The organism is Streptomyces sp. T12 (assembly GCF_028736035.1).
Classification (GTDB): Bacteria; Actinomycetota; Actinomycetes; order Streptomycetales; family Streptomycetaceae; genus Streptomyces.
In genome coordinates, this window is the sequence record NZ_CP117866.1 from 7,567,185 (window position 1) to 7,582,257 (window position 15,073).

General features: G+C 71.0%; 13 protein-coding genes. 6 read left to right on the top strand and 7 right to left on the bottom strand.

Annotated elements, in window-relative coordinates:
* Positions 1–6: 6 nt before the first annotated feature.
* The 3 genes from ilvN to serA all read left to right on the top strand — a co-directional run bounded on the left by ilvN (position 7) and on the right by serA (position 3,526).
* Positions 7–531, top strand: coding sequence for an acetolactate synthase small subunit (gene ilvN, locus PBV52_RS34140; RefSeq protein WP_187821043.1), 525 nt, complete (start codon positions 7–9; stop codon positions 529–531).
* Between the two features lie 175 nt (positions 532–706).
* Positions 707–1,705 carry a ketol-acid reductoisomerase gene (gene ilvC, locus PBV52_RS34145; RefSeq protein ID WP_274243588.1) on the top strand — a complete coding sequence of 333 codons (999 nt, stop codon included), beginning with the start codon at positions 707–709 and terminating at the stop codon, positions 1,703–1,705.
* A 231-nt stretch (positions 1,706–1,936) separates the two neighbouring features.
* Entirely contained in the window at positions 1,937–3,526 is a 1,590-nt protein-coding gene (gene serA, locus PBV52_RS34150) for a phosphoglycerate dehydrogenase (protein WP_062708932.1), read from the top strand.
* A gap of 3 nt (positions 3,527–3,529) precedes the next feature.
* Here the strand turns inward: serA and PBV52_RS34155 are convergent, their stop codons facing one another.
* Positions 3,530–5,086 carry an MFS transporter gene (locus tag PBV52_RS34155; RefSeq protein ID WP_274243589.1) on the bottom strand — a complete coding sequence of 519 codons (1,557 nt, stop codon included), beginning with the start codon at positions 5,084–5,086 and terminating at the stop codon, positions 3,530–3,532.
* Between the two features lie 84 nt (positions 5,087–5,170).
* Between PBV52_RS34155 and PBV52_RS34160 the strand changes: the two genes are divergently transcribed.
* Positions 5,171–5,752, top strand: coding sequence for a TetR/AcrR family transcriptional regulator (locus PBV52_RS34160; protein ID WP_274243590.1), 582 nt, complete (start codon positions 5,171–5,173; stop codon positions 5,750–5,752).
* Here PBV52_RS34160 and PBV52_RS34165 read toward each other — a convergent pair.
* From PBV52_RS34165 to PBV52_RS34185, 5 genes are all read right to left on the bottom strand, one after another.
* Positions 5,739–6,419, bottom strand: a complete 681-nt coding sequence (locus PBV52_RS34165; RefSeq protein WP_274243591.1) for a dipeptide/oligopeptide/nickel ABC transporter ATP-binding protein — start codon at positions 6,417–6,419, stop codon at positions 5,739–5,741. The genes PBV52_RS34160 and PBV52_RS34165 overlap by 14 nt on opposite strands.
* Complete coding sequence (locus tag PBV52_RS34170; protein WP_274243592.1) at positions 6,412–7,377, bottom strand: ABC transporter ATP-binding protein; 966 nt, start codon at positions 7,375–7,377, stop codon at positions 6,412–6,414. Before PBV52_RS34170 ends, PBV52_RS34165 begins: the two co-directional genes overlap by 8 nt.
* Positions 7,367–9,148, bottom strand: a complete 1,782-nt coding sequence (locus tag PBV52_RS34175; protein WP_274243593.1) for an ABC transporter permease subunit — start codon at positions 9,146–9,148, stop codon at positions 7,367–7,369. The genes PBV52_RS34170 and PBV52_RS34175 overlap by 11 nt, the downstream gene beginning before the upstream one ends.
* A 5-nt stretch (positions 9,149–9,153) precedes the next feature.
* Positions 9,154–10,644, bottom strand: coding sequence for an ABC transporter substrate-binding protein (locus PBV52_RS34180; RefSeq protein ID WP_274243594.1), 1,491 nt, complete (start codon positions 10,642–10,644; stop codon positions 9,154–9,156).
* A gap of 69 nt (positions 10,645–10,713) precedes the next feature.
* Positions 10,714–11,952 carry a CdaR family transcriptional regulator gene (locus PBV52_RS34185; RefSeq protein ID WP_274243595.1) on the bottom strand — a complete coding sequence of 413 codons (1,239 nt, stop codon included), beginning with the start codon at positions 11,950–11,952 and terminating at the stop codon, positions 10,714–10,716.
* A gap of 173 nt (positions 11,953–12,125) precedes the next feature.
* Between PBV52_RS34185 and PBV52_RS34190 the strand changes: the two genes are divergently transcribed.
* Together PBV52_RS34190 and pruA are read left to right on the top strand one after the other, a co-directional pair.
* Complete coding sequence (locus PBV52_RS34190; protein ID WP_274243596.1) at positions 12,126–13,052, top strand: proline dehydrogenase family protein; 927 nt, start codon at positions 12,126–12,128, stop codon at positions 13,050–13,052.
* A gap of 40 nt (positions 13,053–13,092) precedes the next feature.
* Positions 13,093–14,724, top strand: coding sequence for an L-glutamate gamma-semialdehyde dehydrogenase (gene pruA, locus PBV52_RS34195; protein ID WP_274243597.1), 1,632 nt, complete (start codon positions 13,093–13,095; stop codon positions 14,722–14,724).
* Between the two features lie 68 nt (positions 14,725–14,792).
* Here the strand turns inward: pruA and PBV52_RS34200 are convergent, their stop codons facing one another.
* Positions 14,793–14,999 carry a DUF5988 family protein gene (locus PBV52_RS34200; protein ID WP_274243598.1) on the bottom strand — a complete coding sequence of 69 codons (207 nt, stop codon included), beginning with the start codon at positions 14,997–14,999 and terminating at the stop codon, positions 14,793–14,795.
* Positions 15,000–15,073: the final 74 nt, after the last annotated feature.

Here is a 15,073-nt window from a genome sequence, read left to right on the forward strand (position 1 = left end):
GAGATCATGTCCAAGCACACGCTCTCCGTCCTGGTGGAGAACACACCGGGCATCCTCGCCCGGATCGCCGCCCTGTTCTCCCGCCGCGGCTTCAACATCGACTCGCTCGCGGTCGGTGTCACCGAGCACCCCGACATCTCCCGCATCACCATCGTCGTGGGCGTGGAGGACCTCCCGCTGGAGCAGGTGACCAAGCAGCTCAACAAGCTGGTCAACGTGCTGAAGATCGTCGAGCTGGAGCCGGGTTCGGCCGTTCAGCGCGAACTCGTTCTGGTGAAGGTGCGCGCCGACAACGAGACGCGCTCCCAGATCGTCGAGATCGTCCAGCTGTTCCGCGCCAAGACCGTCGACGTCTCCCCGGAGGCCGTCACCATCGAGGCCACCGGCAGCAGCGAGAAGCTGTCGGCCATGCTGAAGATGCTGGAGCCGTACGGCATCAAGGAGCTCGTCCAGTCCGGCACGATCGCGATCGGACGCGGTGCGCGTTCGATCACGGACCGGTCGCTGCGCGCCCTCGACCGCTCGGCCTGAGTCCCGTACGGCTCGTCGCGAGCCTCCGCACGAGCGACTCGTAGAAGATTCACGTACGACCGGAATCGGGCGGTCGGCACCTCACCGGCCGCCCGCATTCCGAGACCCCGAGACCTCCCTCACCCCCGCCGTCATACGGTGGGAGCAACACCTGCACACAAGGAGAGAACCCAAAGTGGCCGAGCTGTTCTACGACGCCGACGCCGACCTGTCCATCATCCAGGGCCGCAAGGTCGCGGTCATCGGTTACGGCAGCCAGGGCCACGCCCACGCGCTGTCGCTCCGTGACTCGGGTGTCGACGTCCGCGTCGGTCTGCACGAGGGCTCCAAGTCCAAGGCGAAGGCCGAGGAGCAGGGCCTGCGCGTGGTGACGCCGTCGGAGGCCGCCGCCGAGGCCGACGTCATCATGATCCTCGTCCCGGACCCGATCCAGGCCCAGGTCTACGAGGAGCACATCGCGCCGAACCTGAACGACGGCGACGCGCTGTTCTTCGGCCACGGCCTGAACATCCGCTACGGCTTCATCAAGCCGCCGGCCGGCGTCGACGTCTGCATGGTCGCCCCCAAGGGCCCGGGCCACCTGGTCCGCCGCCAGTACGAGGAGGGCCGCGGCGTTCCGTGCATCGCCGCCGTCGAGCAGGACGCGACGGGCAACGCCTTCGCGCTCGCGCTGTCGTACGCCAAGGGCATCGGTGGCACCCGTGCCGGCGTCATCAAGACGACCTTCACCGAGGAGACCGAGACCGACCTGTTCGGTGAGCAGGCCGTCCTGTGTGGTGGCACCGCCGCGCTGGTGAAGGCCGGGTTCGAGACGCTGACCGAGGCCGGCTACCAGCCGGAGATCGCGTACTTCGAGTGCCTGCACGAGCTGAAGCTGATCGTGGACCTCATGTACGAGGGCGGCCTGGAGAAGATGCGCTGGTCGATCTCCGAGACCGCCGAGTGGGGCGACTACGTCACCGGCCCGCGGATCATCACCGACGCCACCAAGGCCGAGATGAAGAAGGTCCTCGCCGAGATCCAGGACGGCACCTTCGCCCAGGCCTGGATGGACGAGTACCACGGCGGTCTGAAGAAGTACAACGAGTACAAGCAGCAGGACTCCGAGCACCTGCTGGAGACCACCGGCAAGGAGCTGCGCAAGCTCATGAGCTGGGTGAACGAAGAGGCGTAAGCCTCAGCCGGCGGGGCCGGAGCATGCCGCTCCGGCCCCGTTGTCCAACCCGTCGCATCACGGACGGGTGATCCTTACACAGCGGCGCAGGACGACCCACGATGCGCCACTACACTGCCGTACTACATACGCGTCAGGCCCACAGCGTCGTGCGTCTTCCACGCGGCCACTAACCCTCCACCGCATGCGGCCGTCGGGACGGCCGTCCGCATTGGACATGTGAGGACTCACGTGAGCTCGAAACCCGTCGTACTCATCGCTGAAGAGCTTTCGCCCGCGACCGTGGACGCGCTTGGTCCGGACTTCGAGATCCGGCACTGCAACGGCGCCGACCGGGCCGAGCTGCTGCCCGCCATCGCCGACGTGGACGCGATCCTGATCCGCTCCGCCACCAAGGTCGATGCCGAGGCGATCGCCGCCGCCAAGAAGCTCAAGGTCGTCGCGCGAGCCGGCGTCGGCCTCGACAACGTCGACGTCTCCGCCGCCACCAAGGCCGGCGTGATGGTCGTCAACGCCCCCACCTCGAACATCGTGACCGCCGCCGAGCTGGCCTGCGGTCTCCTCGTCGCCACCGCCCGCCACATCCCGCAGGCCAACGCCGCGCTGAAGAACGGCGAGTGGAAGCGCAGCAAGTACACGGGTGTGGAGCTCGCCGAGAAGACCCTCGGTGTCGTGGGTCTGGGCCGGATCGGTGCGCTGGTCGCTCAGCGCATGTCCGGCTTCGGGATGAAGGTCGTCGCCTACGACCCCTACATCCAGCCCGCGCGTGCCGCCCAGATGGGTGTCAAGGTGCTGTCGCTGGACGAGCTGCTCGAGGTCTCCGACTTCATCACCGTCCACCTGCCCAAGACCCCTGAGACCGTCGGCCTCATCGGCGACGAGGCGCTGCGCAAGGTCAAGCCGAGCGTGCGCATCGTCAACGCCGCGCGCGGCGGGATCGTCGACGAGGAGGCGCTGTACTCCGCCCTCAAGGAGGGCCGCGTCGCCGGCGCCGGTCTCGACGTGTACGCGAAGGAGCCCTGCACGGACTCCCCGCTGTTCGAGTTCGACCAGGTCGTCGCCACCCCGCACCTCGGTGCCTCCACCGACGAGGCGCAGGAGAAGGCCGGTATCGCCGTCGCCCGCTCGGTGCGCCTCGCCCTCGCCGGTGAGCTCGTGCCCGACGCGGTCAACGTCCAGGGCGGCGTCATCGCCGAGGACGTCAAGCCGGGTCTGCCGCTCGCCGAGCGCCTGGGCCGTATCTTCACGGCGCTCGCCGGTGAGGTCGCGGTCCGCCTCGACGTCGAGGTGTACGGCGAGATCACCCAGCACGACGTGAAGGTGCTGGAGCTCAGCGCCCTCAAGGGTGTCTTCGAGGACGTCGTCGACGAGACGGTGTCGTACGTCAACGCCCCGCTGTTCGCCCAGGAGCGCGGCGTCGAGGTGCGGCTGACCACCAGCTCGGAGGCCACCGACCACCGCAACGTCGTCACCGTGCGCGGCACGCTTGGCAACGGCGAGGAGGTGTCGGTCTCCGGCACGCTGGCCGGCCCGAAGCACCTGCAGAAGATCGTCGCGGTCGGCGACTACGACGTCGACCTCGCGCTCGCCGACCACATGGCCGTCCTGAAGTACGAGGACCGTCCGGGTGTCGTCGGCACCGTCGGCCGCATCTTCGGCGAAGCCGGCATCAACATCGCCGGCATGCAGGTCTCGCGTGCCGTCGCCGGTGGTGAGGCGCTGGCCGTCCTGACCGTCGACGACACGGTGCCCGCCGGGGTGCTGACCGAGGTCGCCGAGGAGATCGGGGCGACGTCCGCCCGCGCTGTGAACCTGGTCTGAGTTCTATCGAACGCCGGACGCGCTGAGCTTGCTCGGCGCGTCCGGCGTTTCGCATGAGCCCTCCGGCACCTCGACCCGGCGCAGTGCGACCGCCGCCAGCCCCGCCGCGCCCGCCAGCAGTACCGCTCCCGCGATCGCCGCCCCCTGCATCCCGCTGGTGAACGCCTCCCGCGCCGCCGTCGCCAGTCCCGGGACCCGGTCGGCGACCGCCAGCGCGCCGCCCAGCGTCTCGTGCGCCGCGTCCGGCGCCGACGCCGGGATCTCGTGCCGGTAGATCGCCGTGCCGATCGAGCCGAGGACGGCCATACCGAGGGCGCCGCCGAACTCGGCACCGGTCTCCAGCAGGGAGGACGCGGACCCCGCCCGTTCCACCGGGGCGGAGCCCATCGCGAGGTCCATGATCTGGGACATCACGGTGACGCCTCCGACAGCGAGGACCGCGCACGCGGTCAGCACCAGCCACAACGAGTCCGTGCCGGCGAGGGACAGCAGTACGAAACCGGTCGCGGCGATCGCGAAACCCGCGGCGACGACGTAGGCCCGGTTGACGCCCTTCTGCACCAGCTGGGTCGCGACCGGCCCCGCCGCCCCGATCGGCACCGACGGCAGCAGGGCCCACAAGGCCGCCTCCAGCGCGCCCTTGCCGAGCACCGACTGCAGGTACTGCGTGGTGAAGTAGGACGAGCCCATCACCGCGAACATGCAGACGAGGTTGAGGCCCACGGAGGGCGCGAAGCCCCGTCCGCGGAACAGGTCCGGGGAGATCATCGGTGCTGCGGCCGTGCGCTGGCGGTGGACGAAAAGGGCCGCGAACAGCAGGCCGACGGTGATCGAGACGACGTAGCGGACGTTCCAGCCCTCGGACGGGATCTCCTTCAGGCCGTAGACCACGGGAAGCACCGCCGCCATCGACAGGGGAACGCTCAGCCAGTCGAAACGGCCGGGCGCGAGATCCTTGGACTCGGGGAGCAGGATCGGGCCGAGGGCCAGCAGCAAGGCCATCGAGGGCAGGTTGACCAGGAAGACCGAGCCCCACCAGAAGTGCTCGACCAGCACCCCGCTCATCACCGAGCCGAGGGCGATCCCGGCCGTCATCACGCCGGACCACATGCCGATCGCCTTCGCGCGCTGCGCGGGGTCGGTGAACATCGTGCGGAGTATGGCCATCGTCGACGGCATCAGGGTCGCGCCGCCGATGCCGAGGACCGCGCGGGCCGCGATCAGGGTCTCGGCGCTGTTCGCGTACGCCGCCACCAGCGAGGCGGTGCCGAAGGCGGCGGCGCCGATCAGCAGGAGTCGGCGGTGGCCGATGCGGTCGCCGAGCGAGCCCATCGTCATCAGCAGGCCGGCCAGCACGAAGGCGTAGATGTCGAAGATCCACAGCTGCTGGGTGCCGCTCGGCTCCAGGTCCGCGCTGATCGCCGGAACCGCGAAGTAGAGGACGGAGACGTCCATGGAGACGAGCAGCAGCGGAAGCATCAGCACGCCGAGGGCGGTCCATTCGCGGCGGCCGGCTCGGGCGGATGGAGGCGTGGTCGTGCTCGTCGGGTTTGTTGTCATGTCAGGGAATGTACGCGCGTCTTAAACGCTTGTCTAGGACGCTTGTATATGACGCGTGTATGGATCGGCGGTAGGGTGGTCGGCATGGGACACCGTGAGGATCTGCTCGAAGGCGCCAAGCGCTGCCTGCTGGCGAAGGGCTTCGTGCGCACGACCGCGCGCGACATCGTCAAGGAGTCCGGAACCAACCTGGCGTCGATCGGCTACCACTACGGATCGAAGGACGCGTTGCTGGCGCAGGCGTACGTGTCGCTGGCCGAGGGGATGGGTGACGCCTTCGAGGGGGACGGGGCCGCCATGAGTGCCGAGCCCGGTTCCCTCGAACGGTTCCGGGAGGTGTGGGCGAACGTCATCGCCACCATGCGGGAGCCGGGATCGATCTGGCATCTGAGCATGGAGATCGTGGTCATGGGCGACCAACTGCCCGAGGTGCGCGACTACTTGGCGCGGGCCCAGCGGGAGGCCGGGCGCGGGTTCGTGCCGATGCTCATGGGCGGGCGCGAGGAGGACGTCCCGGACGAGACCGCCGACACCCTCGGCATGCTGTACGTGACCCTGATGACGGGGCTCATCGCCCAGTGGACCTTCGACCCCAAGACCGCGCCCAGCGCGCAGCAGCTCACCGAAGGCCTGCGCCAGGTGATCGAGGCCGCTACGCGCAAATGACGCGCCCCTCGCGCATCTCGATCGCCCGGTCCGCGAAATGCCGTACGACCGCCCGGTCGTGGCAGATGAACAGGTAGCCGAGGCCGAGGTCGTCCTGGAGGTCGGCGAGCAGGTTCAGCACGCCGGCCCGCACCGAGGGATCGAGGGCCGAGACCGGCTCGTCCAGGACCAGCAGGCGCGGTTCGGACGCCAGCGCACGGGCGATTCCGACGCGTTGGCACTGGCCACCGGAGAGTTCGTGCGGGTGGCGGTCGCCGTACGACGGGTCGAGGCCCACCCGGTCGAGGAGTTGGGCGACGCGGGCGGGGCCGTCGGTGCCGTTCCAGCGGCCCTGCACCTTCAGTGGTTCCGCCACCGCGTCGCGGATGCGGTGGCGGGGGCTCAGTGAGCCGTACGGGTCCTGGAAGACGGGCTGCATGCGCGGGCGGATCGGGCGTAGCTCGCGTTCGGTGAGGGTCGTCAACTCCCGTCCCTCAAAGAGGACTTCACCGGCGTGCGGGCGGCGCAGCTGGAGGGCCGCGAGGGCCGTGGAGGACTTGCCGCAGCCGGAGGGGCCGCCCAGGGCGAGCGTCTCGCCGGCGGCCAGGGTGAACGAGACGTGGTCGACGGCAGTCACATCGCCGTAGCGGACCACCAGGTCGCGAACCTCGAGCAGGGCGTCACTCATGGAACAACTCCGTTGCCGGGTAGGGGAGTTCGGGCCAGCGGTGACAGGCCACCAGGCGTCCCTCCACCTCCTGGGGCTTCGGCTCCACCGTATGGCAGAGGTCCGCCGCGAGCGGGCAGCGCGGGCTGAAGGCGCAGCCCGGGGGGAGGGTGCCCGGGGCGGGCGGGGTGCCGCGCAGGGCGGGGAGGCGGCGGCCGGGGGGTGCGTGCTGGGGGAGGGAGGCCAGCAGGCCCGCCGTGTACGGGGCGCGGGGGCGGGCCAGTACCGCGTCCGCCGGGCCGAGTTCGGTGAGCCGGCCGGCGTACATCACCAGCACGCGGTCCGCGTGGTCCCGTACGACGTCCATGTCGTGGGTGACGAGCACGAGCGCGGCCCCGACCGCCTCCCGCTGCTCGGCGAGCACCCGCAGCACCTGGTCGCGGTGCTCCTCGTCCAGGGCGGTGGTGGGTTCGTCGGCGACGACGACGTCGGGTTCGTTGATCGTCGCCATGGCGATGACGGCGCGCTGCCGCATCCCGCCGGAGTACTCGTGCGGATATGCCCGCGCCTTGCGGGCGGCGTCCGGGATGCCGACCCGGTCGAGCGCGGTGATCGCCCGGGTCCGGGCCTCTTTGCGCGAGACGCGGGCCACCGACCGCACGGCGGCGGCGAGTTGGTCGCCGACCGGGTGCACGGGGGACAGGGCGGACAGGGCGTCCTGCGGGACGAGGGAGATACGGCGGCCGCGGTGGGCCGCGAGGTCCGGCTCGATCGTTCCGCCCGTCGTCGCGCCCCGGGGCAGCATGCCCAGCAGGGCCCGGGCCGTGAGGGACTTGCCGGCGCCCGACTCGCCGACGATCGCGAGCACTTCGCGTGGGCGGATGTCGAAGGAGAGACCGCGCACGGCCTCGACCCCGGCGAAGGCGATCCGCAGATCGCGCACCGACAGCAGCGGTTCGGTGGGGCGCTCAGGCTCCAACGGAGGTCTCCTTCCGTACGACGTGTGCGCCGCGCTCGGCCCTGGAGGCACCGTCGGCCTCACGGGCCGGCCGCCTCCCCTGTACGGCCGCCGCTGCCGACACCGCCAGCCCCGCCAGCAGGGCCAGCGCGACGGCCGGGGCGAGGGCCGCCCAGGGGGCGCGCTCGACGTAGGCGCGGGACTCGTCGAGCAGGAGGCCCCACTCGGGGGCGGGTGGCTGGGCGCCCAGGCCCAGGAAGCCGAGGGACGCCAGGGCGAGGGCGATGCCGGGCAGGCGCAGCAGGGCGTGGCGGGCGACCGGGGCGGCGACGGACGGCAGGACGTGCCGGGTGAGGATCCACAACGGGGTCGCGCCCATGGCTCGTTGGGCGGTGAGGAACGCCGATGCCCGCACCTCCTGCACCAGTGCCGCCGCGTGGGCGGACAGGGGCGGCCAGGAGATCAGGGCGACGGCGAGGGCCGCGCCGCCGGTGCCGGGACCGGCCGCCGCGGCGACCAGGATGCCGACGATCACCGGGGGCAGGGCGTTGGCGATGTCGGCCGCTCCTGCCGCGATGCCGGGCAGGAAGCCCAGCGTGAGCGCGACGAGCAGGCTCAGCGCACAGATGGCGGCGGCCGTGCCGACCGTCGAGGCGGCGCCGTGACCGAGCCGGGCGAGCACGTCGCGGCCCAGGGCGTCGGTGCCGAGCGGGTGCGCCCAGGAGGGGGCGGCGAGACGGGCGGTGGTCTGCACGGTGTACGGGTCGCGCAGCAGGCCCGAGCCGATGGTCACGGCGAGGACGCTGAACAGCGTCAACGGGATCGCCGGGTGCGTACGGACCGGACGGGCCGGCGGCAGCGTCAGCCCGGCGTCCCGCAGAGCGGGGCCCAGCAGCCGGCGCCGTACGCCGACCGCCAGCGCACCCGCGACCAGGCCGAGCAGCAGCAGGGCCAGGACCGAGCCCTGGAGCAGCGGCAGGTCCTGCGACTTGGCCGCGCCGAGCGCCGTACGGCCGATGCCGGGCACCGCGAACACCATCTCCACCGCGACCGCGCCGCCGGTCAGGCCGACGGCGACCATCCCGAACTGCGGTACCAGTGGAGGCAGTACGCGCTTGAGGGCGGCCGCCGAGATCCGCGTACGGCTCACTCCCGCACCCCGCCACAGCTCCACCCACCGCTCGTCGAGCACGGCGGGCAGCGCGTCCGCGACCAGCCGGCCGAGCAGACCGCCCGCCGGGACGCCGAGGGCGATCGCGGGCAGCACCAGGTACTCGGGGCCCGCCCAGCCGGCCGTCGGCAGCCACCCCAGCCACACCCCGCACACCAGCAGCGCGACCGTGGCCAGCAGGAACTCGGGCACGGCGGCCAGCATCGCGGCGAGCGCCCCGGCCGACCCGCGTCCCCGCACCAGTACCGGCGCCACCAGCACGGCGGCCAGCACGACCGCGACGCCGAGTGCCGCGCCCATCAGGCCCAGCGACACCTGGAGCCCGGTGACGACGGACGGCAGGACGTCGGTCCCGGACACCCAGGAGGTGCCGAGGTCGCCGTGCAGCAGGTCCGAGGCCCACCTCCCCAGCAGGGAAAGGGGGCCGGCGCCCAGACCGAGGTCCTCGCGGATCGCGGACAGGGCCTCCTCGGTCGCCTCCTGCTCGGCCGACCGGGCACGCAGCACGGTGAGCGCCGGGTCCCGGCGCGAGAGCCAGGGCAGCAGGCCGACGGTGACCAGGACGGCGACGAGACAGCCGAAGCGGGTCAGCCCGGCCGTGCTGACCAGCTTCCTCGCCATGACCTTCACTTGACGTACGTGTTGACCGTCACGAGCTCACGCTCGCGCGGGTCGTGCGCGGCGCCGACGACTCCGGCGGCGTCGCCCTGGATCACGCGCTCGTGGAGCATCGGCACCGCCGCGTCCTGGGCGAGCACGGCGGCCTCGGCCTCGATGACCGCCGTGCGGCGGGCGTTGCCGGCCCGGGTCTCGCCGGCCTTCTTCAACTCGGCGTCCACGGAGGGGTCGGCGAGCTGGGAGATGTTGAAGGAGCCGTCGGAGGCGAAGTCGCTGTACAGGTAGGCGACCGGGTCGCCGGAGTCGAGGACGGTGGCGCGGGAGAGGATGAACGCGTCGAACTTGCCCGCGAGCGCGTCGGATTCGATGTTCGCGTACTCGCGGACGTCGAGCTTCACCTTGAACCCGGCCTTCTGCAGCTGCTGCTGCAGCGTGGCGGCGACCTCGGGCAGTTCGGCGCGGTCCGTGAAGGTGCCTATGGTGATCGTCTTGCCGTTCGGCTCGCCGGCCTTGGCGTGCTTGACGGGCGTGCGCAGTCCGGCCGCCCACGGCAGCGCGGGCCCGAGCAGTCCCTCGGCGACATCCGCCCGCCCCTCGTACACGCCCTCGACGAGCGACTTGGCGTCGATCGCCTCCCGGGCGGCGGCGCGCAGCGAGGCGTCCTTGAAGGCGCCCTTCTCGGTGTTCAGGTAGAGGGTGTTGGTGCGCGGCATCGGGACCTCGGTGATCAGGTCCTGGTCGAGGACGGCTGCCTGGGAGACCGGAATCGCCTCGACGATGTCGGCCTCGCCGGTGCGCAGGGCGGCGGCGCGGGCCGTCCCGTCCGGCACGAACGTGACGTCGATTCCCGGGGCCTTGGCCTTGCCGCCCCAGTAGGCGTCGTAGCGGTCGAGGGCGGCGGAGGAGGTGCCGTTGACCTTGACGAGTTCGAAGGGGCCGGTGCCGGCGCCGACGGGGTTCACCGTCTTCCCCTGGTAGGCCTTGGCGGCGAGGATCGCCAGCTGGGGCGAGCTCAGCCGCTGCGGGACGAGGGGGTCCTCGGTGCCGGTGGTGACGGTGACCGTGTCGGCGTCCTCGGCCTTCGCGGTCAGCTCCACGCCGTCGAGGATGCGGGGCTTGGGGGAGGCGGTGGCGGCCTTGGTGAGCGACCGTACGACGGCGTCCGCGTCGAGCTTCGTGCCGTCGTGGAAGGTGACGCCGTCGCGTATCTCGAAGGTCCAGGTACGGCCGGCCTGCTGCCACTTTGTGGCGAGGGCGGGCTGGGCGTCGCCGTCCTTGTCGAGCTTCACCAGGGTCTCGGCGGTCGACCAGCGCGACAGCTTGAACGCGTCGTCGCTCAGCGGGGACAGGCCCGAGCGGGGCGGCAGCATGTGCGCCACCCGGATGCGCTTGCCCTCGGCGGCCGCCTCATCGGACCCCGCCGACGAGAAACAGCCGGTGAGCAGGGCGGAGGCTGCGGTGAGGGCGGTCAGTGGGAGGAGACGGGCGGGGACGCGCACAGGGCACTCCGAGTAAAGGTGTGGTCAAAGGTTGAACGCGCACCGACCGTAGCATGATGACAATCGTTTTCAGAAGCCGAGCCGCGCCCCCTTCAACCCCATGTGCAGCAGCAGCCTGTCCTCCCCGTCGTCCAGGTCCAGGCCCGTGAGCTGTTCGACGCGCGAGAGGCGGTAGTAGAGGGTCTGGCGGTGGATGCCGAGTTCGGCGGCCGTGCGGCCGGCCTGGCCCGCGCAGTCGAGGTAGACCTCGGCGGTGCGGGCGAGTTCGTGGTGGGTGGGGGAGAGGAGGGGGGCGACCGCGGGGTCGTGCAGCGTCTTCGCGGAGAGGGAGGTCAGCAGGCGGTACGGTCCGATGCGCGACCACTCGGCCACCGGTCCGAACCGCGGTTCCGCCAAGGCCGCGCGGGTCGCGGCCGACGCCTCCTGCCACATGGTGCCCAGATCGGCGAGACCGGAGCGCGGTTCGCCGAGGCCGGCCGCCACCCCTGCCCTTCCCTGCGTGGCCGGCCGGGACGGCGCCTGGGCCGGGCCTTCCTTCAGCAGCCGGGACGCCGCCGCCAGCGCCGCCGTGCGCACCTCGGGCGAGCGCAGCCGTACGAGCACCGCAAGGCTCTGTCCGGCTGCCCCCCACGGCACGCTGCACAGCGCGGTCGCGTGCGGCACCGTACGCACGGACGGGGCGTCGTCGGGGTCGGCCGAGGGCCAGGGAGCCACGCAGACCACCGTATGGACGCCGTCCGCGCGTGCGCCCAGGGCCGTGCGCAGCTCGGCGACCGCCATGTCCCCCTGCCAGCCCCGCTCCGCGGTCAGCGCCGCTCGCAGCTCCCGGCTCAGATCCGCCCCGTGCTGCGCCTCGTCCGCCAGCAGTGCGCCGATCCGGGCGGTCACCTCCATCGCCGCCGCGAGCTGCTGCTCGGTCGGGCCCGGATCGTCGTCGAGGAGCCAGACGTAGCCCAGCACCACACCCCTGTGGCGTACGGGAAGGCAAATACGTCCGCGGTACACCCCCGCCTCCGGTGTCGGCGGGATACGGACCGGGCCGGTCGCCCGCGTGATGCCGAAGCCCTCGAACCAGGTCCGCACCGCCGCCGTGGAGCGGCGCGTCAGGATCGAGCGGGTGCGGACCGGGTCCAGGGCGGATGCGTCGAGCTCGCCCTCGCTGTCGTACGCACCGAAGGCGATCAGCTCGAAGTCCCGGTTCTCCAGCGTCGCGGGCGCGCCCAGCAGCTCCGAGAGCTCGTCGACGAGCTCCTGGTAGTCGTCCTTGCGGTCCTTGGATTCCGGCGTCACCCGGGCATTCTCCCGCATTTCCGCGAGGTCTTCATACATCTGTCTGAGATCTGCGGCACGGATGCGTGACAGCTGTCGATGGCCGCCGTTCGGAGGGATCCTTAGGTTTCACGGTGGTTCTCCGTGCCGTACCCGGAACATCACTTATCGGGGTGTCGGCCGTCATTCGGCTGTGTTTGTGGAGGTGCCCCGTGCTGGGTCCCGTGATTCTCGCCGCGTCGCGCAGCGACCGGATGCGACGCCTGATCTCGGCGGCCCCGGTGACGAAGCAGGTCGTCGACCGGTTCATCCCCGGTGAGAGCGTCGACGAAGTCGTGCCGATCATCGAGGACCTCACCGCCAAGGGTCTGGAGCTGACGATGGACGTCGTCGGCGAGGACATCACCCGCCCCGAACAGGCCGCCGCCGCCCGGGACGCCTATCTGCGGCTCATCGACCGGATCAAGGATCTGGAGCTCGGCGAGCGCGTCGAGATGTCCGTCAAGCTCTCCATGTTCGGGCAGGCGCTTGACGGCGGCCACGAGCTCGCCCTCGCCAACGTCCGGCCCGTCGTCGAGGCCGCCGCCGCCATCGGTACGACGGTCACGCTCGACGCCGAGGACCACACCACCCTCGACTCGATGTTCGCCATCCACGAGGAGCTGCGCCGGGACTTCCCGCAGACCGGCTGCGTCATCCAGGCCTACCTCTTCCGCACCGAGGCCGACGCCCGCCGCCTCGCCGCGAACGGCAGCCGCGTACGGCTGGTCAAGGGCGCGTACAAGGAGCCCGATGAGGTCGCCTACCAGCAGAAACACGAGATCGACAAGGCGTACGTCCGCATCCTGAAGGTTCTGATGGAGGGCACCGGGTACCCGATGATCGGGTCCCACGACCCGCGTCTGATCTCCGTCGCCCAGGAGCTCGCGCGGCGCGCCGGGCGAAAGCTCGACGAGTACGAGTTCCAGATGCTGTACGGGATCAGGAGCGACGAGCACCTGCGGCTGGCCGCCGAGGGCCACCGCATGCGCGTCTACACCGCCTACGGCACCGACTGGTACGGCTATTTCATGCGGCGGCTCGCGGAGAAGCCCGCCAACCTGCGGTTCTTCGCACGAAGCATGATCAGCAAGGGCTGAGCCCGCAACACCCGCTCACACTCAAGGAGTTACGGATCTCATGGACGCTGTGACCCAGGTCCCCACCCCCGTCAACGAGCCGGTGCACGGCTACGCCCCCGGCTCGCCCGAGCGCGCCCGCCTCGAGGTCAAGCTCAAGGAGCTGGCCGAGAACCCGATCGACCTGCCCTGCACCATCGGCGGCGAGAAGCGGCTGGGCGGCGGTGAGCGCTTCGACGTCGTGCAGCCGCACAACCACAAGGCCCGCCTCGGCACCTACGGCAACGCCACCCAGCAGGACGCCCAGGACGCCATCGACGCCGCCCTCGCCGCGGCGCCGGCCTGGCGTGCGATGGCCTTCGACGACCGTGCCGCGATCATCCTGCGCGCCGCCGAGCTGCTGTCCGGCCCGTGGCGCGAGACGCTGGCCGCCTCCACCATGCTCGGCCAGTCCAAGACCGCCCAGCAGGCCGAGATCGACACGCCCTGCGAGCTGATCGACTTCTGGCGCTTCAACGTCAAGTACGCCCGTGACCTGCTCGCCGAGCAGCCCCCGGCGAACTCCCCGGGCGTGTGGAACCGCCTCGACCACCGCCCGCTGGAGGGCTTCGTCTACGCGATCACGCCGTTCAACTTCACGGCGATCGCGGGCAACCTGCCGACGGCCCCGGCCCTCATGGGCAACGTCGTCGTCTGGAAGCCGTCCCCGACCCAGACCCACGCCGCCGTGCTGCTCATGCAGCTGCTGGAGGAGGCCGGTCTGCCCAAGGGCGTCATCAACCTCGTCACCGGCGACGGCATCGAGGTCTCCAAGGTCGCTCTTGAGCACCGTGACCTCGCCGGCATCCACTTCACCGGCTCGACCAAGACCTTCCAGTACCTGTGGAAGACGGTCGGCAACAACATCGAGAAGTACCGCTCCTACCCGCGCATCGTCGGCGAGACCGGCGGCAAGGACTTCGTCGTCGCCCACCCGAGCGCCGACAAGGCGGTGCTGAAGACGGCCCTGACCCGGGGCGCCTTCGAGTACCAGGGCCAGAAGTGCTCGGCGACCTCCCGGGCGTACATCCCGGCGTCGATCTGGAACTCCGGCTTCAAGGAGGAGTTCGCCGCCGAGGTCGACTACCTGACCATGGGTGACGTCACCGACCTGTCCAACTTCATCGGCGCCGTCATCGACGAGCGTGCCTTCGCCAAGAACAAGGCCGCCATCGACCGCGCGAAGTCCGACCCGACCTGCGCGATCGTCGCGGGCGGCTCCTACGACGACTCGGTCGGCTACTTCGTGCGCCCGACCGTCGTCGAGTGCACCGACCCGGAGAACGAGGTCTTCACCACCGAGTACTTCGGCCCGTTCCTCGCCGTGCACGTCTACGAGGACGACCAGTACGACGAGATGCTGGAGCAGATGGAGTCGGTGTCCGCGTACGCGCTGACCGGCTCGGTCATCTCGGGCGACCGCGCCGCGGCGGCGTACACGATGGAGAAGCTGCGCTACGCGGCCGGCAACTTCTACATCAACGACAAGTCGACCGGTGCCGTCGTCGGCCAGCAGCCCTTCGGCGGCGGCCGCGCCTCCGGCACCAACGACAAGGCCGGCGCCCCGCAGAACCTGATGCGCTGGACGCTGACCCGTGCCATCAAGGAGACGCTGGTCGCGCCGACCGACTACACGTACCCGCACATGGGCTGACACCCCGACGCACCTCGAGAAGGCCGGGTCCTGAACGGACCCGGCCTTCTCGGGCTGTGCGGGAGGGGCTACTCGGCGATCTCCGTGCGCTCCCACCACTCGTACACGGGCAGCCTGCCCTCCGGTGTGTCCGTGTGCCGCGATGTCGGCCTGAAGTGCTCGTATCCGCCGCGGAGCTTGATCTTCGCGTCCGGGCCGGGGGACGGGGCCGGGACGATCCGTTCGGGCAGGTCGTCCGGGCCGCCCTCGAGGAACACTTTCGACGTGTCGTTCATGGGTTCACCGGTTCCCCTCGTCCCGACCCGGTGTCCCGCGCCCCGCGCAGGATCAGCCGAGTGGGCGATCCCCT

Excerpts from the sequence above, each read along its gene's own strand:
- pruA (WP_274243597.1), top strand. The coding sequence starts at position 13,093 with ATGGACGCTGTGACCCAGGTCCCCACCCCCGTCAACGAGCCGGTGCAC.
- ilvN (WP_187821043.1), top strand. The coding sequence starts at position 7 with ATGTCCAAGCACACGCTCTCCGTCCTGGTGGAGAACACACCGGGCATC.
- PBV52_RS34165 (WP_274243591.1), bottom strand. The coding sequence starts at position 6,419 with ATGAGTGACGCCCTGCTCGAGGTTCGCGACCTGGTGGTCCGCTACGGC.
- PBV52_RS34155 (WP_274243589.1), bottom strand. The coding sequence starts at position 5,086 with ATGACAACAAACCCGACGAGCACGACCACGCCTCCATCCGCCCGAGCC.
- PBV52_RS34175 (WP_274243593.1), bottom strand. The coding sequence starts at position 9,148 with ATGGCGAGGAAGCTGGTCAGCACGGCCGGGCTGACCCGCTTCGGCTGT.
- PBV52_RS34200 (WP_274243598.1), bottom strand. The coding sequence starts at position 14,999 with ATGAACGACACGTCGAAAGTGTTCCTCGAGGGCGGCCCGGACGACCTG.
- PBV52_RS34185 (WP_274243595.1), bottom strand. The coding sequence starts at position 11,952 with ATGCGGGAGAATGCCCGGGTGACGCCGGAATCCAAGGACCGCAAGGAC.
- PBV52_RS34160 (WP_274243590.1), top strand. The coding sequence starts at position 5,171 with ATGGGACACCGTGAGGATCTGCTCGAAGGCGCCAAGCGCTGCCTGCTG.